Source organism: Priestia sp. KCTC 13724, assembly GCF_056820425.1.
The window spans coordinates 63,559-87,206 of the sequence record NZ_JBXDLD010000091.1 but is presented as its reverse complement, the minus strand read 5'-3'; the positions used below and the strand labels follow the sequence as shown (position 1 = coordinate 87,206).

Annotated in this window: 27 protein-coding genes; 19 read left to right on the top strand and 8 right to left on the bottom strand. The window is 38.2% G+C overall.

Features of this window, described 5'->3' with window-relative positions; genetic code table 11:
• The first annotated feature begins 188 nt into the window (after positions 1-188).
• The 6 genes from AC1UFB_RS13650 (at position 189) to AC1UFB_RS13625 (ending at position 6,383) form a co-directional block, all read left to right on the top strand.
• On the top strand, positions 189-1,004 hold the full coding sequence (locus tag AC1UFB_RS13650; RefSeq protein WP_025908042.1) for a creatininase family protein: 816 nt from the start codon (positions 189-191) through the stop codon (positions 1,002-1,004).
• A 25-nt stretch (positions 1,005-1,029) separates the two neighbouring features.
• Positions 1,030-1,827 carry an ABC transporter ATP-binding protein gene (locus AC1UFB_RS13645; protein WP_404826846.1) on the top strand — a complete coding sequence of 266 codons (798 nt, stop codon included), beginning with the start codon at positions 1,030-1,032 and terminating at the stop codon, positions 1,825-1,827.
• A gap of 12 nt (positions 1,828-1,839) precedes the next feature.
• Positions 1,840-3,186, top strand: coding sequence for an FAD-binding oxidoreductase (locus tag AC1UFB_RS13640; protein WP_482589403.1), 1,347 nt, complete (start codon positions 1,840-1,842; stop codon positions 3,184-3,186).
• Positions 3,187-3,198: 12 nt separating this feature from the next.
• Positions 3,199-4,047: an ABC transporter permease gene (locus AC1UFB_RS13635; protein WP_025908039.1), complete on the top strand. Its 849-nt coding sequence runs from the start codon at positions 3,199-3,201 to the stop codon at positions 4,045-4,047.
• 17 nt (positions 4,048-4,064) lie between these two features.
• Positions 4,065-5,066, top strand: coding sequence for an ABC transporter substrate-binding protein (locus AC1UFB_RS13630; protein ID WP_061785424.1), 1,002 nt, complete (start codon positions 4,065-4,067; stop codon positions 5,064-5,066).
• A gap of 72 nt (positions 5,067-5,138) precedes the next feature.
• A complete protein-coding gene (locus tag AC1UFB_RS13625; RefSeq protein ID WP_035320049.1) occupies positions 5,139-6,383 on the top strand; it encodes an amidohydrolase family protein in 1,245 nt (414 codons plus the stop codon).
• Between the two features lie 35 nt (positions 6,384-6,418).
• Here AC1UFB_RS13625 and AC1UFB_RS13620 read toward each other — a convergent pair whose 3' ends face one another.
• On the bottom strand, positions 6,419-7,597 hold the full coding sequence (locus AC1UFB_RS13620) for an NAD(P)/FAD-dependent oxidoreductase (protein WP_025911184.1): 1,179 nt from the start codon (positions 7,595-7,597) through the stop codon (positions 6,419-6,421).
• A 46-nt stretch (positions 7,598-7,643) separates the two neighbouring features.
• Entirely contained in the window at positions 7,644-8,078 is a 435-nt protein-coding gene (locus tag AC1UFB_RS13615; protein WP_328101174.1) for a helical membrane plugin domain-containing protein, read from the bottom strand.
• A 292-nt stretch (positions 8,079-8,370) separates the two neighbouring features.
• Here AC1UFB_RS13615 and AC1UFB_RS13610 point away from each other — a divergent pair, with 292 nt between their 5' ends.
• From AC1UFB_RS13610 to AC1UFB_RS13585, 6 genes are all read left to right on the top strand, one after another.
• Complete coding sequence (locus AC1UFB_RS13610) at positions 8,371-8,583, top strand: hypothetical protein (protein ID WP_156474913.1); 213 nt, start codon at positions 8,371-8,373, stop codon at positions 8,581-8,583.
• Entirely contained in the window at positions 8,583-8,894 is a 312-nt protein-coding gene (locus AC1UFB_RS13605) for an ammonium transporter (protein ID WP_100347723.1), read from the top strand. The genes AC1UFB_RS13610 and AC1UFB_RS13605 overlap by 1 nt, the downstream gene beginning before the upstream one ends.
• Positions 8,895-9,214: 320 nt before the next feature.
• On the top strand, positions 9,215-9,412 hold the full coding sequence (locus tag AC1UFB_RS13600; RefSeq protein WP_025911177.1) for an IDEAL domain-containing protein: 198 nt from the start codon (positions 9,215-9,217) through the stop codon (positions 9,410-9,412).
• A gap of 290 nt (positions 9,413-9,702) precedes the next feature.
• Positions 9,703-11,085, top strand: coding sequence for a cobyrinic acid a,c-diamide synthase CobB (locus AC1UFB_RS13595; RefSeq protein WP_100347724.1), 1,383 nt, complete (start codon positions 9,703-9,705; stop codon positions 11,083-11,085).
• Positions 11,082-11,828, top strand: a complete 747-nt coding sequence (cobA, locus tag AC1UFB_RS13590; RefSeq protein ID WP_035321217.1) for a uroporphyrinogen-III C-methyltransferase — start codon at positions 11,082-11,084, stop codon at positions 11,826-11,828. Before AC1UFB_RS13595 ends, cobA begins: the two co-directional genes overlap by 4 nt.
• A 137-nt stretch (positions 11,829-11,965) precedes the next feature.
• The gene (locus AC1UFB_RS13585; RefSeq protein ID WP_482589402.1) at positions 11,966-13,093 is read left to right on the top strand and encodes an ATP-binding protein; all 1,128 of its coding nucleotides are present in this window, start codon (positions 11,966-11,968) and stop codon (positions 13,091-13,093) included.
• Between the two features lie 28 nt (positions 13,094-13,121).
• Here AC1UFB_RS13585 and spoIIP read toward each other — a convergent pair whose 3' ends face one another.
• The 3 genes from spoIIP to AC1UFB_RS13570 all read right to left on the bottom strand — a co-directional run bounded on the left by spoIIP (position 13,122) and on the right by AC1UFB_RS13570 (position 15,241).
• On the bottom strand, positions 13,122-14,309 hold the full coding sequence (gene spoIIP / locus AC1UFB_RS13580) for a stage II sporulation protein P (protein ID WP_100347726.1): 1,188 nt from the start codon (positions 14,307-14,309) through the stop codon (positions 13,122-13,124).
• Between the two features lie 130 nt (positions 14,310-14,439).
• Positions 14,440-14,976 carry an RQC domain-containing protein gene (locus AC1UFB_RS13575; protein ID WP_100347727.1) on the bottom strand — a complete coding sequence of 179 codons (537 nt, stop codon included), beginning with the start codon at positions 14,974-14,976 and terminating at the stop codon, positions 14,440-14,442.
• A gap of 133 nt (positions 14,977-15,109) precedes the next feature.
• Complete coding sequence (locus AC1UFB_RS13570; RefSeq protein ID WP_326046653.1) at positions 15,110-15,241, bottom strand: hypothetical protein; 132 nt, start codon at positions 15,239-15,241, stop codon at positions 15,110-15,112.
• 215 nt (positions 15,242-15,456) lie between these two features.
• On the opposite strand from AC1UFB_RS13570, the gene AC1UFB_RS13565 reads away from it, so the two are divergent.
• Positions 15,457-15,972, top strand: coding sequence for an SMI1/KNR4 family protein (locus AC1UFB_RS13565; protein WP_025911166.1), 516 nt, complete (start codon positions 15,457-15,459; stop codon positions 15,970-15,972).
• A 12-nt stretch (positions 15,973-15,984) separates the two neighbouring features.
• Here AC1UFB_RS13565 and AC1UFB_RS13560 read toward each other — a convergent pair whose 3' ends face one another.
• Positions 15,985-16,494, bottom strand: coding sequence for a GNAT family N-acetyltransferase (locus AC1UFB_RS13560; protein ID WP_157803598.1), 510 nt, complete (start codon positions 16,492-16,494; stop codon positions 15,985-15,987).
• Between the two features lie 175 nt (positions 16,495-16,669).
• On the opposite strand from AC1UFB_RS13560, the gene AC1UFB_RS13555 reads away from it, so the two are divergent.
• Genes AC1UFB_RS13555 through AC1UFB_RS13545 form a run of 3 tightly spaced genes read left to right on the top strand, consistent with a single transcriptional unit; the run spans position 16,670 to position 19,215 of the window.
• On the top strand, positions 16,670-18,136 hold the full coding sequence (locus tag AC1UFB_RS13555; protein WP_119544053.1) for a sensor histidine kinase: 1,467 nt from the start codon (positions 16,670-16,672) through the stop codon (positions 18,134-18,136).
• A gap of 14 nt (positions 18,137-18,150) precedes the next feature.
• On the top strand, positions 18,151-18,837 hold the full coding sequence (locus AC1UFB_RS13550; protein WP_035321211.1) for a response regulator transcription factor: 687 nt from the start codon (positions 18,151-18,153) through the stop codon (positions 18,835-18,837).
• A gap of 12 nt (positions 18,838-18,849) precedes the next feature.
• Entirely contained in the window at positions 18,850-19,215 is a 366-nt protein-coding gene (locus tag AC1UFB_RS13545) for a GNAT family N-acetyltransferase (RefSeq protein WP_326046601.1), read from the top strand.
• A 65-nt stretch (positions 19,216-19,280) separates the two neighbouring features.
• Here the strand turns inward: AC1UFB_RS13545 and AC1UFB_RS13540 are convergent, their stop codons facing one another.
• Entirely contained in the window at positions 19,281-19,436 is a 156-nt protein-coding gene (locus AC1UFB_RS13540; protein ID WP_482589401.1) for a hypothetical protein, read from the bottom strand.
• Positions 19,437-19,560: 124 nt separating this feature from the next.
• Positions 19,561-21,201, bottom strand: coding sequence for a SulP family inorganic anion transporter (locus tag AC1UFB_RS13535; protein ID WP_482589400.1), 1,641 nt, complete (start codon positions 21,199-21,201; stop codon positions 19,561-19,563).
• Positions 21,202-21,467: 266 nt separating this feature from the next.
• Here AC1UFB_RS13535 and AC1UFB_RS13530 point away from each other — a divergent pair, with 266 nt between their 5' ends.
• The 3 genes from AC1UFB_RS13530 to AC1UFB_RS13520 all read left to right on the top strand — a co-directional run bounded on the left by AC1UFB_RS13530 (position 21,468) and on the right by AC1UFB_RS13520 (position 23,464).
• Positions 21,468-21,875: a MerR family transcriptional regulator gene (locus AC1UFB_RS13530; protein WP_078989783.1), complete on the top strand. Its 408-nt coding sequence runs from the start codon at positions 21,468-21,470 to the stop codon at positions 21,873-21,875.
• Between the two features lie 5 nt (positions 21,876-21,880).
• Positions 21,881-23,026: an MFS transporter gene (locus AC1UFB_RS13525; RefSeq protein ID WP_061786634.1), complete on the top strand. Its 1,146-nt coding sequence runs from the start codon at positions 21,881-21,883 to the stop codon at positions 23,024-23,026.
• 138 nt (positions 23,027-23,164) lie between these two features.
• A complete protein-coding gene (locus AC1UFB_RS13520) occupies positions 23,165-23,464 on the top strand; it encodes a TIGR04104 family putative zinc finger protein (RefSeq protein WP_025911153.1) in 300 nt (99 codons plus the stop codon).
• Positions 23,465-23,648: the final 184 nt, after the last annotated feature.

Here is a 23,648-nt window from a genome sequence, read left to right as displayed (position 1 = left end):
TGCCTAAAATAATAAAATTGAAGATTTTGAGTCTTTTTAATAGTTAATTTAAATTAATGCAACACTAGTGTAATGATTCTTGAAAATTAATGTAATAAAATAAACTTATTACACAAAACGTTATATCTTATTACATTATATGTTAAATTTTCAGAAAATAAATAATTTTCCAAAGAGGTGAAAGTGTGATGAACAAACGGTATAGTGGTTTCGCATTTGAAGAAAATTTCTTACCAAGATTATCGAGTGTAGATATTGAGCACCTCTCTAAAGAGGACGCACTAGTCATTTTACCAATCGGTGCAGTTGAACAACATGGTCCGCATCTTCCTGTTTATACCGATACTTTAATTGCAGAAGGGCTTTTAGAAGAAGCAATGCTTCAGCTTCAGCACGAAAATATTTGGGTTCTTCCAGCCATTCCTTATGGTAAAAGCAATGAGCATCTAGGTCTATCGGGAACAATGAGCTTATCAGCTTCTACATTACAAGCAGTTGTAATGGATTTAGCTATCAGCGTCTGTAAAAGTGGCTTTAAAAAGCTTTTGCTTTTCAACACACACGGCGGAAATCATGACCTGCTCAATATGATGGCGAGAGAAATACGCATAGAAACTGGCTTGATGGTATTTCGGTTAAATCCTGGATTTGAAGCAGTCAACCGCTTAATTTCACAACAAGAACAGCGCTTTGGGATACATGGAGGTGAAGTGGAAACATCATTAATAATGGAGTTGAAGGGGGATTGGGTGCAATTTGATAAAAGTCCAACAGAGTTTGTTAATTTATCCAATAACCATCATTTACATTTGAAAGGAAATAGCTACTTTGCCTGGGTAATGAACGATATTTCAAACACGGGTATAGCTGGAGATGCCAGACAGGCAACGAAAGAAAAAGGGAAAATGATGAAAGAACTCATCGTGAGTGAGCTTGTTAAAACATTAAAAGAAATGAAGCATTTTTCATTAGGTGATTTAAAGAAAGACTATGTAAATAAATGAAGCGAGGTGGTCCAGTATCGTGAGCATTCAGCAGGTGAATCAAATAAATGAGGTAAAGCACGAGAGTAGCCCCACAATTGTACAAATGAACCGAGTTAATAAAATGTATGCAAACGGTAAAGTCGCTGTCAAAGATGTTAATTTGACGATTCAACAAGGAGAATTCGTTTCATTTGTCGGCCCCTCAGGTTGTGGAAAATCAACTATTTTTAAAATGATTTCAGGACTGATTGATCAAACAAGTGGTCACGTTGACATTCTTGGAAAGACACCTCGTGACGCTCAAAAAGAAAGTACGGATGTGGCTTTTGTGTTTCAAGATGCTACGTTACTACCATGGAGGTCAGTTATTGATAATGTAATGCTTCCTCTAGAGTTTCGCAATATAGCCCATTCTGAAAAGAAGGAGCGCGCTTATAAAGTACTAGAAATGGTAGGGCTGAAAGAGTATACAAAAGCGCTACCTCGAGAATTATCAGGTGGAATGAAAATGCGTGTTTCTATTGCCAGAGCATTAATTGCAAAGCCGAAGCTTTTGTTGATGGACGAGCCGTTTGGTGCCCTTGATGAAATTACAAGGCAAAATTTACAAAGTGAGTTATTGCGAATTTGGGAAAACGAAAAGATGACGGTGCTTTTTATTACACACAATGTATTTGAAGCTGTGTATCTATCGACCAAAATTGCGGTAATGACGCCTAGTCCGGGTAAAATTGAATCCATGGTAGAAGTGAATCTACCCTTCCCTCGTAAAGCAGAAATTCGGACAGATCCACAGTTTAGTAGTATCGTTGCTAACGTATCTCACGATTTAAAATTTTAAATGAGGTGATTTATGGTGTGGTTACAAGAATTCATAAATGAGTTTGGAACTGATGCTGTTATTGTAAACGAGGTCTTAAGAGAAAAGCTATCAAAAGACTACTATTGGTATTCTCCAGTACTGTATGAGCAGCTTAAAAATAAAATCGCCGATTGTGCAATTGCGCCTACATCAATCGATGAACTACAGCGTATCGTTTCGTTTGCCGTTAAAAATAAAGTAGCTATTACGCCAAGAGGAGCGGGAACAGGAAACTACGGCCAAGCAATTCCATTACAAGGTGGAATCATTATTGATTTAACAAAACTTGATCGTATTGACATGCAAGGAGATCGCTTAGTTTCCGTGCAGGCTGGCGTTCGCTTAGGTGTATTGGAAAAGACGCTGCGTCAAAACAATCGGGAACTTCGTATTTTTCCGAGCACTTATATGAAGGCAACGGTGGGGGGATTCTTATGCGGAGGCTCCGGTGGAATCGGATCGATTCGTTGGGGGAATTTATGGGACGATAATGTAAGTAGCGTTACGGTTATGACCGTTGAGGAAATGCCCCAGCTGTTAACTGTTTCAGGTGATAACATGCAGCAGTACATTCACAATTATGGCACAACCGGTCTTATTGTTGAAGTGAAGCTGCCGATAGAATCAAAGGTGTCATGGTCACAACATATCGTTTTCTTTCATGATTTTCGTGAAGCTATTAAGTTTAGCGATGAACTAGCCCATAGTGAAGAAATCCTTAAGCGTTTGGTTTCCGTGTGTGAATGGCCAATTCCAGCTCACTTTCACCCCTTGAAGAAAGTATTACGGGAAGGTCAGTCAATTGTCATGCTTGAAATTGACGAAAAATCAGTTCATCTATTAGATTGTTTGGCAGATAAATATGATGGAGACATAGGATACACAATTCCTGCTGAAAACTATCAAAAAGGACTAAAGCTTTCTGATTTTACATGGAATCATGCGACATTATGGGCTCATAAGCATGGAGACAATTTAACCTACTTGCAGGCTCGCTTTCAAACTGATCGAATATTTGAGCAGATGGCAGATCTTCGAAGTAAATTTGGTGATGAAATTCAGTTTCACTTTGAATACATTAAAATTCAAGGAGAAATTGTACCCGCTTCACTACCGGTGGTGAAATATCAGTCAAAAGAGAGGTTATATGAAATCATCCAGTTTTGTAAAACGATTGAAGTAGAAATTAATGATCCGCACACATATATACTCGGGTTTGGTGGATACAACATGAGAATGAAAGAGTTATTAAAACGAAAAGAGCTAAACGACCCTTATAACTTATTGAATCCTGGTAAGTTGCCGACGGCTAAAGAAGTCCAAGAATTTCAGTTATAGGAGGGGGAAAACATGGAACATTCGCATCAGGAGTTAAATCGAGTTCAAGAAGTAAACGTCACCTATAAGAAAAACACGTGGCCAATATTGAATACGTATCTTCCACCGGTTATCGTATTTATGCTTTTTATGCTATTTTGGCAGTTTGGTACCCAGCTGCTTCAAATTCCACCTTACTTATTGCCAAAACCAATGGATATTGTAGAAGCTGCCGTAATGAATTGGAGTAACCTAAGCGGTGCTGTTATTCGAACAATCACAGAGTCGATGCTCGGGTTTATGTTTAGCGTAATAGGTGGAGTGGTTGGCGCGCTATTGATGTCTAGCTCTAAGCTTCTAGAACGCAGCTTATACCCCTACGCCATTTTATTACAGACTATTCCGATTGTGGCCATTGCACCTATCATCGTGATTTGGTTTGGTTCAGGTATGAATGCTATTGTGATCATTGCGTTTACAATTGGCTTTTTCCCTATGCTATCCAACACGCTCATTGGCTTAAACGCAACGGATCGTGGCATGATTAATTTGTTAAAGCTGTACCAAGCGTCACCTTGGCAAATTATGTGGAAAGTGCGAATTCCAGCTGCTCTTCCTTATATCATGGCAGGATTGAAAATTTCCTGTACCTTAGCAGTTGTAGGAGCAATCGTAGGAGAATACATAGCCGGTATTGGTGGGGGCGACGGTGGTTTAGGCTATGCCATTACGGTAGCTTCCTCTCGGATGGAAACGGCATACCTATTCGCTTGTGGTATTTCCGCATCTGTTTTAGGTATTGGCTTTTTCTTGCTGGTCAATTTATTTTCTAAGCTTTTGTTAGGTTCATGGCATGAGTCGGAAATGAAGAGAGAGAACTAATTTTCTAAAAGGGGGAAATGAGTGTGAAACAAGGGGTTTTAAAAAAAATCGGTTTAATTGGTGCTGTATCACTGTCATTATTTCTGGCAGGATGTGGAAGTGAAGAGACGTCTGGGAGTGATAATACTGAGAAAAAATTAGAAACGGCAACCCTTATTACAAACTGGTTTGCACAACCTGAACATGGCGGTAACTACGCGGCATTAAAAAAAGGTTTTTATAAAGAACAAGGTCTCGACATGATAATTGAACCGGGAGGACCTCAAATTTCATCAACCCAAGTCGTTGCTTCTGGAAAGGCTGAATTTGGTTATACGCAAGCGGAAGATATTTTAATTGCAAGAGATAAGGGAATACCTCTTGTTGCGATTGGAGCAATTTTTCAAAAAAGCCCGCAGGTATTAATTACCCATAAAGGAACGGTAGGAGATTTTAAGCAGCTGAACGAAAAGACAGTGTATACAGCACCAGGGAGTGGTTATTGGGAATATATTAAAAAAGCCTATAACTTAGATAGGGTAAAAGATCGTGCGTATACGGGCTCATTAGCAACCTTTATTGAGGATGAAAATGCGGTCACACAAGGGTACGTGACGTCAGAGCCGTTTTCTCTTGAACAAGAAGGAATAGAAAACGATTATTTATTCATTCATGATGCTGGATTTGAAACGTATGCAAACGTGATTTTTACAACTGAAAAGATGATTAAAGAAAACCCTGAAGTGGTTCAATCATTTATGAATGCTACGGTAAAAGGCTGGGAGTATTACCGAGAAAGTTCAGATGAAATCAATCCGTTCCTTCAAGAGAGAAATCCAGACTTGAAGATGGAAGCGATGGAATATGGTGCAAAAGCACAAGAAGAATTGATCTTCGGAGGAGATGCTGCTGAAAGAGGTTTCGGTTATATGTCAGCGGAGCGCTGGGATAAACTTCAAATGCAGCTTCTTGACTTAGGGATTATTAAAAATAAAGAAGATATTAAGGGGATTTTTACAACAGAATTTTTAAAGAAATAAACCGTAAATGTAGAGAAAAGAGAAGAGTAGATCTTCTCTTTTTTAGTAGAAAGGAAGATTCTATTGTATGATATGGCCATTAAAAATGCTCGGTTGTTACACGCAGTGGAAGTTGTAAATATTGGAGTATCGAATGGAAGGTTTATGCATATAACAAAAGATCTAGTAGATGGAAAGAAAGTGATAGATGCCAAAGGGGGGATAGTTATTCCTCCTTTCGTAGAATTGCATACTCATTTTGATACCGCTTTGACTGCAGGTTGGCCAAGCTTTAATCGAACCGGTACGTTACAAGAAGGAATTTCAATATGGAACAAACGGAAAAAAAGTCTTACCATCAAGGACGTGAACGAGAGGGCTGAACAAGCATTAAAGATGTACATCAAGCATGGGGTGTTAAGTGTTCGAGCAGCAGTGGACATATCTGATGATGATTTAACGGCTTTAAAAGCTATTCTGCAAATAAAAAAAGTGTATGAACAAATTATCGATTTACAAATTATTGCTTTTCCGCAAGATGGGTTGTGGAAGTGCTTTGAAAATCAGGGGCGAATGCGGAAAGCACTTGAAATGGGAGCTGACGCAGTAAGTGCTGTGCCACATTTAGAAAGTAGTCAAGAAGAAGGGGTGCGCTCTTTGGAATACTGTTTTAGTCTCGCCAAAGAGTATGGAAGCTATATTCATATTTTTTGTGACGAAGTAGACGAAGTGAGCTCAACATTTGTACAAGAAGTAGCGAATTTAACCATTGAAAATGGGTTTGAAGGTAGGGTTGTAGTCAGCCACGTAAATGCGCTGGCTTATTATGAAAGTAAATATGCTGAATCAGTAATGGAGGCTATAAAGAAAGCTCGTTTAACCGTTGTTAGTTGTCCACTTATTAACAGTTCGATGCTAGGAAGAAATGATGCATATCCTAAAGCGACAGGAATTACCAGGGTGAAAGAATTAGATACCAAAAATATTAATATTTGTATTGCTCATGACGATATTCAGACTCCTTTTTATCCCTTCGGAGACGGAAATATGCTAAGAGCCGCTTTTATGGGAGCGCATTTAGCTCATATGACAGGAGAAGAACCAGTGAAAAGGGTTTTATCCATGATTACAGAACGACCAGCCGCTGCTTTTGGAAAAGGCAAAGCGTATGGAATTCAAGAAAGAAGTGAAGCTAATTTTTTACTTTTTGAGGAGCGGACGATTCGTGAGCTTATGCTTAACCAGTCGGTGCCTAGATATGTAATCAGAAGAGGGAAAGTTATAGCTGAAACGATTCCGGCTTATACGAAGTGGGGGTGTTCTTTGCAACTTATGTAAAAAAGCCAACGCGTGTCTGCGTTGGCTTTTCTGTATTAATATGCTAGAGCAAATAAACCTTTGATGTGTGACAAGTAACGAACGTTACTTGCTTCTTTCATTAGAGACGCTGGCAAACCTTTTAATTGCGTTTTATTTCCGCCGATTGTACCAATTGCATCTTTACGTCCAAGGCTTCCTAATGTACCAGAGAATACTGGAGAGAACCCGTGCATTGCGCCACCTTTAATAGCTACTGCTAAGTTCACGCCAATAACTTCTCCCATTTGCCAAGCTAGCTGTGCAGTTGGTGGGTAAGGGCGTCCTTCAGGCCCCATAACAACCGCGCTATCACCAGCTACGAAAATGTCTTCGTGAGAAGTAGATTGTAAGAATTCATTCACAAGAGCACGACCGCGGTTTACTTCGATACCAGAGTTAGCAACTACTGAGTTACCTTGAACTCCGCCAGTCCATACCATTGTTTTTGTTTCGATTTTGCTACCGTCTTTAAGCTCAACTGTTGTAGCATCCATTTTTGTAACAGGAGTTCCTGTTACAAATGTTACGCCACGTTTTTCCAAGCTTGATTGAGCGCGTTCTACTAGTTCAGTTGGGAAACCAGGAAGAACAGTTGGAGCAGCTTCTACACAGTATAGAGAAACATCTTTTGGATCAATACCGTGTTTTAGGCAAAGGCTTGGCATAAGGTCAGCATATTCACCTACAAGCTCGATACCTGTTAAACCGCCACCACCGACAACGATTGTTCCGTCAGCTTTATTTTTTGTTTTGCTAAATTCAACAATGCGCTCTTCTACGTGTGCACGTAGGCGGTTTGCATCATTTACTGATTTCAACACAAAGCTGTTTTCTTCTAGTCCTGGAATGCCGAAGTAAGCAGTTTCACTACCTAATGCAGTTACTAAGTAGTCATAGCTTAATTTTGTTCCGTCTTCTAATGCCACTTCACGTTGGTCTGGTGAAATTTCTTTTACTGTAGCAATCTTTAATTCTACATCTTTACCTTTTAGTAACTTTTCTAATGGAAGAGCTACTGCTTGTTCAGATAGTCCACCTACTGCTAAACGGTGCAGTTCAGTAATGATTTGGTGAGTAGAAAAACGGTTTACTACTGTAATTTTTGCTTCAGATGCACTTAAGTGTTGACGAGCTGTTAGGGCTGTTAGTAGACCACCATAGCCGCCACCTAAAATTAAAATATGTTTTGACATAGTAGATCGATCCTCCGTTCGTGCTTTATAAAATGATAGATTGTTATTATTTTTGTTTTTCGCCTGTTACTTCTAAGTAAGCCTGCGCAAAGCGGAATAGTTTTTGAACTTGTGGATCTTTGAGCATACGTAATAAACCAAACAAACCGATAGTTGTTGATTGGTTAGCTTCCGCACGATCACTTGCTTCGATTGCTGAAGCAGCAAGATCTTTCACTTTTCCTTCAATTGGTTCGATAAATTCTTTAGCACCAGCAAGTAAATCTTCTTTTAACACGTTATCTGTTAATAGAGACTGTGTTAAGTCGTACGTTTTTGTTAATACAGTTACCATTTCAGTTAGCTTTGGTAAGTTGTCAACAAGAACTGTTAATGATTCTTGAACTTCTGGTTTTAGCAATTGATCAAGTACATCTGATTGAGTTGCACCTTTAGCTTGAATCGCTTCTTCAGCCGGCTTTTGGATAGTTGATTGAGACATAAGAACGTCCTCCTTTGCTGTATATTGTTGCATATGTAGACACTTTAGCTGCTAGACTTCTAGTTTTGTTGTGAAGTCCTGCACATTTATCTATTGTAAATTTATTGCCTTATAAAAGCAACCGGTTTGGTGGAAAAACCTAAGAAAGAGTCGAACGATGCATTTATCGGAAATGAACTCTGTTTATTCAGAAAATAAGAATAAATTCCGATTTTTAGATTGACGATTTTATCGATTCTCACATACAATCTAAAACATAACATTCGATGTGAGAAGATATGACGTGAAGGTCATGAATGAACTATACCAAACAGCTATATTTGAAATTAATCGTGAAAAGTATATGGTCCATGTAAAGGACAGGTTTCGTAAAATTGAGCAGTTTAAAGGGAAAATTCGTGAAGTTGAACGTGTGCTTGAACTGCTAACACAAGAGGTTGTCATCGAGGCAATCGTTTTAACATCAGCGATTGTAGAAGGTTTATCGCGAATGGAGGAAAGATAATGGGGATTGAAGAACTTAGCTTGGGCGTCAATACAACGTGGGTGGTACTAACGGCTGCTATGATTCTATTAATGGAAGTCGGCTTTGAGCTACTAGGGATTCAGTTCATTGGCTTAGTAGCATTGTCCGCGCGGGGCTTTATAGCAACGTGGTTTGGTTTAAAAGCAATTGCGCTACTTGTACCGCTTCGCTCCACAGAGGAAGAGGAAGAAGTAGGGTTAGATATTAGCTACCACGGTATTATAGCTGCCAATCAGTCTCATGAATTTATTGAATACTATAACCAGTACGAACAAACAGAACAAAAATAAAAGAGGCTGAGACATAAGTATTTCAGTCAATAATCTATCCGAACTATTGCGAGTTAACTACTTTTGATAGTTCGGATATTTTTTGTTGGTTCCAAAGACAATTAAAAAAAGCGAATTTCTGTAGCGTAATGGAGTAAACTTATTCTTCCAACCTAACGATGGTAGAACAGTTATCATTCGTCTGTGAGAAGAAATTATTTTGGTATGTCCCAGCTTCTTTTTATGTGTAAAAAAAGAAGAATTTTTCTAATTCCTACAAAATGATTGAAAAGTCAGAAAATTTATGTTATAGTATAAAAAAGACAAGGAGTTGATTTCTTATGAAGAAAAATTTGCTGAATTCGTCGCCGAAATCGAATGTGAAAGTGTTAGATTCCCTAATTGCCGAAATGTTCTTAGATAAAGTTATTGCAGACTTTCAAAAAGCGAAATTGAAAAAAGAAATCGACCAGTCATTAGAAAAGAAAAGCAAAGAAGATTTCTTTAAACTAACCGATCAGCTAAAGAGTATTTCTTAATAGATGAGGCTGAGACATAAGTAGTTCAGCCTCTACTATACAGGAACGATTTTAATGCATCAAACTCGGAAGTTGTTTATTTTAATGATGCTAGACTAAGGTTGTCAGCAGTATAAGGATAATAAAAGTAAAAAAGCTGCAGTCGTTTAGACATTCTAAGCGCCTGCAGCTTTTTATATTCCGTTAAAAGGAGTTGAAAAATTCAGTAATATAAGCTACTATGTGAAGGATTATCACGATAGGTATAGTAGGATATTGCACATTACATAAGCAAGAAGAAAGGAGATTGCATGTCTAATCGAAGAATAGTCATTGCAGGAATTGAAAGCGGAGTAGGCAAAACGACTCTTACAATTGGATTGATGGGAGCACTCCGTCAAGAAGGCTATGTTGTACAGGGCTTCAAGTGCGGACCAGACTACATAGATCCAACGTATCATACAGCTGTTACGGGAAGGGTTTCAAGGAACATTGATAGCTGGATGCTTGAGGAAAAGATGATAGCAGCAATTATGAATCATGCGAGCGATGGAGCTGATATATCAGTTATAGAAGGAGTGATGGGCTTTTATGATGGAAAAGCACCAACCAGCAATCATGGAAGCACCGCTGAGCTTAGTATTTTAACAAACAGCCCCGTCATTTTAGTTGTTGACTGCTCTGGAATGGCAAGAAGTGCTGCTGCAATTGTGAAAGGCTTTCAGCTTCTTTCAGAAGAAGTCAACATCGTAGGCGTTATTGCAAATCGAGTCGGCAGTCAAGGGCATTTTCAACTAATTCAAGCAGCGGTTCAGAAGGAGTGCGGAATTCCAGTTGTAGGCTACTTGCCAAGATACAAACAGTTCTCTATGCCGGAACGACATTTGGGCCTTATCCCTTCAATAGAACGTGGTGACTTGCAACCCTTTTTTCATGAGTTAAGTCAAGCCATTTTAAAAACGATTGATGTAGAAAAAATTTATGAGCTTTCTAAGGCGCCCACTCTTAAAGGTTATACTGCTATCTTTTCGCCTCAAATACCTTTTAAAGTGAAAATTGCTGTTGCAAGAGATGCAGCCTTCAATTTTTATTATGAAGAAAATCTACAGTTATTAAAAGCAAAAGGTGCGAAACTTGTTTATTTTTCACCATTGCAAGGTGAAGAGGTTCCTAATAATATAGATGGTCTTTATATTGGAGGGGGGTTTCCTGAAGAGTTTGCAGCAGAGTTAGCTGATAAAAACGAAGTGAAAGAGTCTATTAAGCAAGCAATTCATCGTGGAACACCGACGTTAGCAGAGTGCGGAGGGTTTATGTATTTAACCGAAGCAATCGTCACGACAGATAAAGAAAAGTTTGAAATGGTTGGCATCATTCCTGGAGAGGCACATATGCAAACGCAGCTTGCTGCGCTTGGTTACAGAGAAATTGAAGGTGCTAAAGGCAACTTTTTATTAGAAGGCGGCGTAAAAGCAAGAGGGCATGAGTTTCATTACTCAACTTTTCATTCAGCCCAAAAGCTTCCACACGCTTATCAGACAACAAGTATGGTAGGGGTAAAAGATGAAGGCTATTTAAAAGAGAATCTTGTTGCAGGCTATACGCACTTTCATTTCGGATCATCAACGGAGCTTGTTGAAAACTGGATAAACAAATGTGAAAAATTTAAAAGAGAAAGAAGCGATTCACTATGACAGCTGGGAAAGTATTTCTTGTGGGAGCGGGACCTGGAGACCCGAAATTAATTACGGTTTATGGCGTTGAATGCATTCAACAATCAGATGTTATTTTATATGATCGACTGGCTAACGAAAAATTATTAGAATATGCAAAAGCGGATGCAGAGCTAATTTTTTGTGGGAAGCTACCGGGAAAGCATGGGGTTATTCAAGATAAAATTCATAGCTTATTAGTAGAACATGCCCTTGCTGGAAAAACGGTCACTCGTTTAAAAGGAGGAGATCCGTTTGTATTTGGACGCGGAGCAGAAGAAGCACAGTTTCTTGTTCAGCATGGTATTCCTTTTGAAGTAGTACCTGGGATTACATCAGGAATTGCAGCACCTGCTTATGCTGGAATTCCTGTGACTCATCGCGATCATGCTACATCGTTTGCAATTGTAACAGGACACGGTCGAGAAGAAAAAGGACAAGACTTCCTAAACTGGCCAGCGCTTGCAACGGGTATTGATACGATTGCGTTTTATATGGGGGTTGGTAATCTGCCGTATATTTGTGAGCAGCTCATTAAGCATGGACGTAATCCACATACGCAGGTAGCGCTTATTGAATGGGGCACAACAGAAAAGCAGCGAACGGTAACAGGAACGTTAGAAGATATCGTAACGATTGCAGAGACAGCGAAAGTAGCGCATCCTGCAATTGTCCTTATAGGAGATGTGGTTGGGGTAAGAGAAGCTATCCGCTGGTTTGAATAAGAAGATTAAGTAAGTTGGCTACTATGCCCATGTGACTTTGAAGGGTTTTTCTGAAAAAAGCGACTAAAGATAGTGTACCTGAAGCGGTAAAAACCTTATAATAAATGTAAAAGAATCCAAAGCTACGGGTGATTACAGTGAATAAAGTTTTCAATAAAGATGCGCTGACAGATATACTTCAAATAGCCATTGACCTCATTAAAAGTCGCACGGTTTTTATCGGCACGCTTGATGACGTGTTTTCAATTATGAAAATTGTAAATAGCGAAGGTGGAAGTCTACTCCATGAGGGATTAACGTTACCAATTGAGCTTTCGATTTGTAATTTGGTAACGTGTGAAGAGTCACTTGTCATTTCTGATACGAAGTGCGATGTTCGAACAAAACATCTGCAGGCTATTTATGATGCGGATGTTGGCTCTTACTTAGGTGCACCAATTGTATTAGAAAATGGTAAACTCTTTGGAACTCTATGCGTAGTAGATCCCAATCCACAGACTTTTACAGAACAAGAAGTTTCATCAATTAAGCGCTTAGCAAACGTATTAGGTACCATCATTTCTCAACAGCAGCAGGTAATTATTCCAGAGTTTGAAGAGAAAATACAGCATTTAGATAAGTTAGCGCTTGTAGGTCAACTTGCCGCTGGTTTAGCTCATGAAATTAGAAATCCTATGCAGTCAGTAAAAGGCTTTATCCAATTTCTATTTGAAGAGCACAACCAAACCAGTAGTCATATTAAAGATCTTGTGTTAACAGAATTAAATAGAATGAATGAGCTTATCAGTGACTTTTTACTAGTCACGCAGCCCACTGCGCCTAAAAAAACACTAACTTCCATTACTGACGTTATGCAAGCAACAATTGGCGTATTGCAAAGCGAAGTGAACCTACATAATATTTCTATCTGCTTGGAAACGGACGACTACGTGCCGAAGTTATGGCTTGATGCTTCACAGATAAAGCAGGTGTTTTTAAATATTATAAAAAATGCTATTGAAGCGATTGGTCATAATGGGAAAATAGCAGTTTACGTTCAAAACAAAGAGGATACGGTCTGTTTGTTTATAAAAGATAGCGGTCCTGGTATTCCGTTGTCGATTATTAATAAAATTGGAGATCCCTTTTTTTCAACGAAAGATGAAGGGGTAGGGTTAGGTCTTTCTATTTGTCAAAGCATTATTAAAGAGCATCAAGGCTTTATGAGTATTGCAAATGATTATGAAGGGACCGTTGTTAGTATTCAACTACCCGCTACATCATAAGAAAAAGCTGCCTCTTGGCAGCTTTTTCTTATGATTCATTTCCGTTAACCTTTTCAGCATCCCAGTAAAATTCACTGAGAACATCTGCTAGCGCTTTTACGGTATTCGTTAATTCTTCCATATTGTTATCAACGCCACCCATTTCAATGAGAATAGCATTAGTGGATAAATCTTGGTTGTAAACTCCATTTCCGCTCGCTTTGCTTTTACCGAGTACACCACGACTTAATCCAGGATACTTCTTTTCTAACCCTTCATGAAGCGCTTTTGAAAGCTTTAAGTTTTGCTCAAAGTTTTGATTTTCTTTTCCCAATACAAACATGACGCGTGCATACGACTTGTCATTAATTTGAATCGTTGTATCTTTTTTACGAAGGGAATCTCGATGCAGGTCAATAAGGTAGGTTAAATCTTTATTCTGTGCCATGGCTTCTTGTACGATAGTACGAGACATCGCATAAGAGCGCGGTGGTTTCCAACCCTTTTCATTTAGCTTTGCGCCAATATTTGTTGTGTCGACTTCAGCACCAATACCTTGTGATTCTAATTCTCTCCCGAGCATTTCTCCGACCATGCTAATATTAGTTTTACTATCGGCTGCTTTATCAGCATTACCATCGCCTTCTAAACCTAGTAAAGGCAAATAGGACTCCCAGCTGTGCGTATGGTAGATATAGACGACTTTTCGTCCATTTGTTGTGTTAGCTGGAGGCTTTTCTTCTTGCTCTTTTTCCTTTTCCGTAGAAGGTTGTTCAACTTCTTCCTTGTCTACTTCTCTTTCCTTTAACACTTCTTCGATTGGAGGAGCTGATTCTTTTGGAAAGTTTGTAAAATTAGTTCCTTCACCCGCAATAATTAAATTCGAGTCGAAAATGCTAAAACCTGGAATTTCAGATCCAAATAAGCTTCTCGCATCTTGTGTTCGTATGCTAGTGGAAAGTTCTAGTAGAGTGGAAGATAAAGAAGGCGTAGAAAAATTATCGTCAAACGCTTTCTTAAAATGCTGATTTTCTTGGCTCATTAAATAATATAGAGTTTCTGCTTTATGTTTTGATAACGTCTGATACACAATCGATGAATGAAACTGCTCTTTGAATGCGGAGTAGCTTACTACAAAGACTGCTGAAGAAATGAGGACAACAACGCATATAATGACCATAATCATTCTATATGTGAGAACAAAAAAGTTAGCACGGTTATCGTTACTAGATTTCAATATCGCTTACTCCCTTCAAGACCGCTTCTGAATCTAGTAACTAGTTTATGAGGAATGGAAAGGAAATATGAGGACATTTTCGAACATAATAGAGTAATTGCTAGAAAAAATGCTAGCTGAACCGAATCGGTTAGCTAGCAGAAGCATGTTTAGCTGTTAACAGTTGATAAATTCGACGACCTTTAGGAGTCAGCGTAAAGCTTCGGCTATTCTTTGGTATGAGATTTAAATGTTGAAGTTGGTCAAATACCGTTATAATATGCTTTCGCTTCACGTTGTTCAAGAGGTCGTGTGCGTGTAAGTTTGTTAAGCCTTTTTGGCGCATACTGTTTGTTGATTGACCTTCAACTACTTGGAAATAAACTTCTTGTGTTTGAGAATCCTGTAGTAGCTCTATCAATTCTAGAAGCTTATAAAAAGACAGAGAAGAAAGTGGTTTCTTTTGGACCATTATTGGTACTTCTACTGGTTCTTTTTGAATCTGATTTAATTCCTGTTTGTACATAGATGAAAATCCATCAAGCTGCTGATGTATGCCACTTTCATTTAATAAGGCAACATAGGCTTCCATTGTTTGAAACAGTGCAGTATGTGATTCAACGTTCCATTTAGAAAAGTAGGGTAGTGACAGCTCAATTTCTTCATTAGAAACGACTGTGGTTTCCAAAGGTGTGGATAAATTGTTTCCATTCGGTCAATTGGAATAGGAAAACCGTCAGCTGCATTATTATATAAAAACGAATTAAGAAGCAATTGCTCATCTATGGAATATGTTTGAAGAGCTAATAAAACAGCTTCGTTCAAACGAGTGAGTAATGCTTTTGTTTTTTTGTACTCAATGAGCGCACCGTTTGGTTTTTGCGACCGAGCAGTATAAAAGTTAGCTGCGGATAATCTTCAAACTGAATCGATAAGTTTTCAGATACTGCCATTATCGTAACTCCTTTCCTGTAGGTTGTATTGTAGCTACATTTTCATAAAAGAAAAAGTTTTGATGTGTTGAATTCTGAATAAATTTTTACTTTTAAAATAAGGGAGAAAGTATTTAATGGTAGCTGTATTTATAAGTGAAAGAAGGAATTAAGAACCCATTTGTGTAATTAGTGTATGTATGTTTTTTTGTTCAATCCAAAAATAGGAGGATCTTATGGTCAAAAAAACAATAAACGCACTAAAACAAAGGCTATGGGAAAATAACGATGTAATTGAAGTGTATAAAGGGAATGGAGAAGTTAATTTCACCACGTGCACATTTTACGAGGGTTTAGTAGAAGAAATAATTCATCAATTTGAACAAAAGCATAGGTGCGTTATGCCAAAAGACTACCGAGAATTTTTAAGGGAAACGAACGGCTGTCGCTTATTTGAGTCAAATCTAGTAGAAAACAGCGTTGTCTTATACCGTTTGGAAGATACGGAGAGTCAATGTAGTGAAGACTATATAACTATTGGAGCTGTCAATCAGAATGAGATTTTACTCCGAAGAGTAGAAGCAAGCGAGCACTCAGTCATAATTAAAAGCAAATATGAGCCGGTTGAGCAAGCGGTGAACTTACATATGACTTTTGAACAGTGGTTTGATCGACTAATAATGAGCCAAGGTAATTTATTTTGGACGTGGTCCGTTCAGCCAGTTCTTGTACGAATTAAACGGTTTCAATAACAAGACGTGCTGCTATGAGCGGCACGTCTTGTTGTTTGTAAGATCATAGGTGTATAAAACGTCGTCTAAAAATACCCCGTCAAATTCGTGGGGCTGGTTTTTTACGAACCGTGCCCCTTGACGTTTGTAAAAGTTGACTGCACGCTTATTCTTTCCTAAGGCCCAAATATCGATTGACTGGACGCCTAAGGAATAAAGGTCCCTTTTAATAAAGTCCATTAACAAGGTTCCAAGTCCTTGGCCTTGTGTGCCTTCTGAAATGTATAATGCAACCAATTCACCTTTATGTGATGAGTGGCTGTATTGTTCATACGCACCAAAAGCAACGATAGTTTGCTGATCGCTGAAGGCTGCTACAATAGAAGCCCCGTCCTTCTGTAAAAAATTGCTCCACTTTTCTTCGCTTTCTTGATAGGAGAGCTTTTCTAAATAAGAGTCTGGAACTAGATCGCGATAAGTGGTTTTCCAACTATCAATATATAATGTTGAAATACTGTTTATATGGCTAAAATTTGCTTTCATGAACTGCAATGTGTGAACCCTCCGTATACAAAAATGAATGAATAACATGAACGAAATGTAAATAATTGTAATGTAGGACCATATTAAGAGATTCTTAATTTTTTTTGTGATATGGTTTAATTATCAAAATAGTTTAATAATAATTTCTTTTTCAGCAAGAAGAAAGGATGTGGACATGTCATTAAAACTTCGCTTTTTATTAACCTATCTTAGCATGGTTTTAGTTTTTGTGCTTCTGCTTTTGCTTTTTGGCTTCTTAGTGTTTTTTTCAATTACAGGGGATGCTAACTTTCTGCAAAAAACATACTCCAATGCATATGTATATAAGCTCTTAACACCGGAAGAAGAAACGACATTTTTAAATGTAAAGCTGCTGAGTCAAGAGGACCCAAATCAACTTTTAAATCAGCAAATAATTAAAAGTTATGAGCAAGAAGGCATTGATGTAATTGTCAGAAAGAATGAAGAAGTGACGTACTCATCGTTCTCTATAGATCAGCGAACAGTGGACAAAGAGCTGCCGCATTTTAATGAAAAAAGTACAAAATCAGCTACATATGAACAAGACATTATTCGAATTAAAAATAAGTTTTATTCATACATCAAATTAGATTTTTTCTTTCCAAATCGGGATGAAGGAACTGTTTTTGTTTTACGAAGCATTAGCCCTTACGTTGGAATTGTTCATAAAGTTTTTCCGTTTTTATTTATTTTTCTCTTGCTTTTATTTGTGGTGATCATTGGTTTTGTTAACTATGTTGTGTCCAGAAGCGTTATTAAGCCAATTTATAGATTAAAGCGAGCAGCTGAACGCATTCGTCAAGGAGACGTTCATTTCTCAATACCGTATAAGCACAATTCCAAAGATGAAATAAACGAGTTAACCAATTCTTTTGAAGAAATGAGAAAAAAGCTGCAATCATCTATTGACCTTCAGGTTCATTATGAAGAAAATCGTAAGCAGCTGCTGTCAAGCATCTCACATGACCTAAAGACGCCGATTACCTCAATCATTGGTTATGTTGAAGGGATACAAGATGGCGTAGCCAACACACCTGAAAAGCTTGAAAAATACTTATCAACAATTTCTACAAAAGCAAAGGATATGAATAGCTTAATTGACGAGCTCTTTTTATTTTCTAAACTAGATTTGCATGAAGTACCGTTTCATTTTGAAACCGTGAATATTAATGATTTTATGGAGAACCTCAACCAGGAGCTGCAATTTGAGTTAGAAGAAAAAGGAGTGCTATTACGCTTTTATACAACGCTTTCTAAAAGAGCTTATGTAAAAGCAGATACAGATAAGCTGCGGCGAGTAATAATGAACTTAATTACAAATAGCATCAAATTTATGGATAAAGAGGATAAGCGTATTGAACTGGTGCTCAGTGAAAATGAAAGTGAAGTAATTGTAAGAATAGTAGACAATGGGTGCGGTATCGAGCCGAGAGCGCTTCCTTACATATTTAACAAGTTTTATCGAGCTGAAGAATCGAGAAATACGCAGACGGGTGGAAGTGGTCTAGGGCTAGCAATTGCCAAACAAATCATTGACTCGCACGGTGGATCAATTTGGGCAACAAGTACATTACATAAAGAAACAAGCATCTATTTTTCTTTGCGAAAAATAACTAAATAGAGGTGATAGCAAGAGTGAAGCGTATATTACTAATTGAGGATGAGCCAAGTATTGCAGAGTTACAGCGTGATTATTTAGAAATTAACCAGTTTGAAGCACATGTGCAGCATAGCGGAGAAGAAGGTTTAGAAAGAGCTTTAAACGAAGAGTTTGACCTAATCATTTTAGATATTATGCTCCCAAAGCTAAACGGATTTGAAGTGTGCAAACGAGTTCGAGCGGTAAAAGATATACCTATTCTACTTGTATCAGCTAAAAAAGAAGAAATCGATAAGATTAGAGGTCTTGGGCTGGGTGCGGATGATTATATCACAAAGCCATTTAGCCCTGGAGAGCTTGTAGCAAGAGTAAAAGCGCATTTATCTCGCTATGAGCGCTTGAGCGAGCGCAATCACACAAAAAAACTAATTAAAGTTCATCATATTGAATTGGATAAGCTAGCCCGTCGCGTCTTCGTTTATAATCAGGAAGTAACATTTACTACAAAAGAGTTCGATTTATTATTATTTCTTATTACTCATCCAAACCAAGTGCTTAGCAAAGAACAACTGTTTGAAAACTTATGGGGGTTTGATTCGACTGGAGATATTTCAACTGTTACGGTGCATGTACGAAAAGTGCGTGAGAAAATTGAACAAAACCCTGCCCAGCCTCAGTACTTAGAGACAATTTGGGGAGCGGGATATCGCTTTAATATTTAAGGGGGAAGGAAATTGCGATTTATTTATTTGGAATCTCGCAGTCACCACTTTCATTGGATGAAAGCTGAAGCCTTTCAGCTTGAGGATTTTGATAGGGATATGGTAGGTGAACATCTACTAGTTGCTGAGCTTGATGATAAAGTTGTGGGGTTTGTATCTTTGTATCTTCCTGATAATTTTATTCACTGCTTATTTGCGCATCCCGATTATTCAAGAAAAGGTGTTGGAACAGCGTTAGTAGATGCATCCATTCAAAAAATGAATCCGCCACTGCGTCTGAAGTGCGTATCAAAAAATGACAAAGCGCTGCTGTTTTATAAGAAGAAGGGGTGGGTGCAAGTGGTTGAAGAAGCCCTGTATCTGAACGCTATTGGTTAATGGAATATCAATAAGTAAAAAAGAGTTTGGGACATAACAAAATGATGGCTTCTAAAAGACGAACACTAGCTGTTCCCATCTCTTTGGTTTGTCTCAACACATTCGTTCCATTGCGCTACGGCCACTCGCTTTCCGCGGGGAGGAACCTGAGCTCCTCGCTGCGCTGCGGGATCACAGTTTTCCCTCTCTTTCTCGCAGGAGTCGAGTGTCCTACGCTCCATTCCACCCTGTTTCCAACATTGTTTTCACAATCAACCAAAAAACCTGAACGATTAAAAGTTATCAACTCTCAATCGTTCAGGTATAGTAGAGGCTGAACTACTTATGTCTCAGTCTCTTTTGTATTTAAGAAGAAAATGCGGGTTGATTAGCTTTTCGCTTACGTTTTGTATGAACAAAAGATTGTGCATAATCAAGTGCTTTACCTGCCTGAGAAAAAAAGTGTTGCCGTCCAATTCGATCATACAGTCCAGTTTTTAGAAACATCTCTTTTGGCTGAGCATCTAGCCCTGTAATTAATAATGCCCGGTTATCTTCATTAAGCCTTTGATGAACGTTTGATAGTAGATTTTCGCCTGAGGTGTCAATAAATGAAACCTGCTCCATTTTTAAAATAACAACGTCTGCATTCGATTGAATGATACTATCCGTTGCTTCTTCTAAGCGTTCAGCCGAGCCGAAAAAGAGCGAGCCTTCTAGCGTGTACATTTGAAGCTGGGATTTTTCATCATCATGGTTTGTTTTTGACACGTGAAGCGATTGGCTCATACGCTTAACAAACATAATAATGGCAAAGAGCAATCCTACCCCAACACCTGTTGTTAAATCGAAGAATACGGTTAGTAAGAACGTAATTGCTAAAACTGCAGAGTCTGCAGTTTTTGTTTTGAAAATATGAGCAAATTCTTTTCGTTCGCTCATATTAAAAGCAACGACCATTAATACAGGTGCCATGCTTGCTAGTGGAATATGAGATGCATAAGGTGCTAATACCAACAAAACGATGAGTACAACAAGGCCGTGTACAACTCCTGAAATAGGCGAAGTTCCTCTGTTACGAATATTTGTTGCTGTTCGAGCGATTGCTCCTGTTGCAGGAATACCTCCAAATAAGGAAGTGGTCATGTTGGCAATTCCTTGTCCCACAAGCTCTTTGTTGCTGTTGTGTTTTGTCTTTGTCATACTGTCAGCTACCATAGCTGATAGAAGCGATTCAATTCCACCGAGCATAGCGATTACAAGTGCTGCTGGTAATAGCATAACAATGGTATCAATTGTTAATTCAGGCCACTGAAAAGTAGGGAGTTCATTTGGGATTGGACCATAGGTTGATCCAATGGTGGCAACCTTGTCTTGAAAAAAAAGAACGGCAATCAAAGTGGAAAATAGAATGCCTAACAACGCACCAGGAACCTTTGGAATAAATTTCGGTGCAATAAGGACAATTACTAAACAAATAATAGCTATTAGTATGCTATAAATATTGACAGCAGATAGGTTTGTGATAATTTCCCACATGTTAAGGTGAAAAGCTTCGTGTTTTTCTATATTGTGTAATCCTAAAAAGTTTGCAATTTGTCCTGAGAAGATAATAATTGCAATGCCGGCAGTAAAACCAATTGTCACTGGTTTTGGAATGAACTTGATAAACTTTCCAAGCCTAAGAAGTCCAACGGTAACTAAGATAATTCCTGCCATAAAGCCAGCTATAATTAAATTCTCATAACCATATTGCATGACAACTCCTAATAAAATAGGAACAAAAGCACCTGTCGGACCTGCGATTTGGAATCTGGATCCTCCGAATAAGGAGACCAAAATCCCGGCAATAATCGTTGTATAAATACCATATTCCGGTCGAACGCCAGAAGCAATGGCAAATGCCATAGCTAAAGGAATTGCTACAATACCTACCACGAGTCCAGCAATCAAATCTTTTTGAAAGCGTTCTCCGTTATAATCTTGAAACCTAGTCGCCTTTTTCATTTGAGTATCCTCCTTTGTATAATCAATAGACGGTCTGTTCTAAGGTGATACACTTAGTCTAAGGAGCAATCGTAAAGAAAAGTGAAAGGAATTCTTAAAAATTTCTTAAAAGACGGCAAAACTTATCTAAAATATAGAGTGAAAATATGCTTGAAATTATAAGTGAATCAAAATCAATACGTTGACATTAACGTTAACGTTAGGTATTCTTATGAAAGTAAAGTTTACGTTAACGTTAATGTTATATCCCTGGAGGTTTACTGTACATGTACAAAATTGATGAAGTAACAAAAATGACAGGTTTAACAAAACGAGCAGTTCGCTACTATGAAGAAATAGGGCTAATTTTGCCTCCTTCACGTACAAAGGGAAATGTTCGACTCTACACGGAAGATGAAGTAAGTGAGTTGAAAAAAGTAGCAGAAGCAAAAGAAGTACTTGGCTTTTCCCTGCAAGAACTTCAAGAGTTTATGTCGTTAAAAAGAACGATTGAACAAGCAAAAAGAGATCAGGATGTCTCAGCTCAAGATGTATTGGAAATTGAAAATATGATTCATACTCAAATGGAAATGATTATGTACAAAGTCGATAAGATGATGACATTTAAAGAGGAATTAGAGGCCATGCATAAACGAGCTACAGACATTCGGAAGCGAAAGGAACAAGAGGAGTGACGCGTGTGGAACAACAACATTCTAAAAGCCGTGTTGGTCAAGTCATCACGGTTTTTGCTACGTTTTTAGCATTTATGGGAATAGGAGTTGTAGATCCAATTTTACCAGAGATTGCGGCTCAAATAGGAGCTTCTCACTGGCAAGTTGAAATGCTATTTACGTCATACTTATTAATGATGGCTATCATGATGATTCCAGCTGGGATTTTAGCTTCCAGATTTGGAGATAAACGCTTGATGGTTACAGGACTTATTATCGTAACAATTTTCGCTGCGCTTTGTGGCTTGTCTAATAATATTCCACAGCTATCCATTTTCCGTGCCGGCTGGGGGTTAGGTAATTCATTTTTCTTCGCAACTGCTATGACGCTGTTAATTGCACTATCAGGTGAAGTGAAACAAGCGGTTGGAATGTACGAAGCAGCTATCGGATTAGGAATGGCAGGTGGACCACTTGTTGGTGGTGTACTTGGTAGCTCTTCATGGAGACTACCGTTTATCGGAACTAGTATTTTGATTTTTATTGCATTTATTCTCGTTTTAACAATCGTTAAACAACCTGGTTCTAGTAGGCCAAGAAAGGCAGCAGGCTTTAAAGATATTATTCAGCTCTATAAGTGTAAGCCGTTTACCCAAGGTGCGCTTTCCGGAATGCTTTATTATTATGGCTTTTTTACGGTCTTAGCCTATACACCTCTTATTTTACCGATTAGTGCCTTGCAAATTGGTTTTGTCTTCTTTGGTTGGGGGTTATGCTTAGCTTACGGATCTGCTATTTTAGCTCATAAATTAGAAATGAAGTATCCGCCGAAACAAGTGCTGCATATTAGCTTGATTATCTTTGCTGTTATCTTAGCTTTACTATTTGTAACAGATAATACGGCGCTACGTATTATTCTCGTTATGGCATCAGGCTTAGTATCAGGACTAAACAATGCACTATTTACAAGCTACGTTATGGAAGTATCACCGTATGAAAGAGGGATTACTTCAGGTGGATATAATTTCCTTCGCTGGTTAGGAGCTGCATTTGCACCGTTATTATCAGGTGTAATCGGTCATGCAATAGCGCCTCAAGCACCTTTCTTAGTTGCTGCTATCATAGCAGTTGTAGCGTTTGTTATCATGAAAGTGAAAGTAAAAAAAGTTTAGAGATAGTAGGATAAAAGTACCGAGAGAAAGGCACGTAGCCTTTCTCTTTTTTTGACTAATTTTGAGGAAATCAAAAAATAGTGTATAATGGAGACAAGAACGTAAATTTGTGTTCTATATTATAGGAGTGTGATGCGAATGGCCACCTGTAAGAACTGTGACCATAAATGGAATTGGAAAACATCTGTTAAAAAATTATTAACGCTTCGAAACGTGATGAAGTGTCCACATTGTGGAGAAGAGCAATATATGTCCGCAAAATCTCAAAAAAGATTGTCAATCTACTTATTTACACCTCTGATTCTTTGGCTTATCTTATCCGTACTTAATTTTCCTCTTCAAAATGTAATGACGGTTACCGTCCTCGGATTTGTTGTTTCAATTATGATGATGCCTTTTTCATACGAGTTAAGTGATGAAGAAGAGCCACTATGGTAAAGCTCATGTCTACATGAGCTTTTTTTTATGCGTGTAAGCTACTAATAAAAGCCATCATCGTAACAAAGTCTAATAATAAAGACTTATTTAGTACCAAAATGTTTACAACAGATAAAAAAGGGAAATAAATTTATATTTTTCATGGCTAACGACGAAACACCTAGATATTTATTTTAGGAATTTC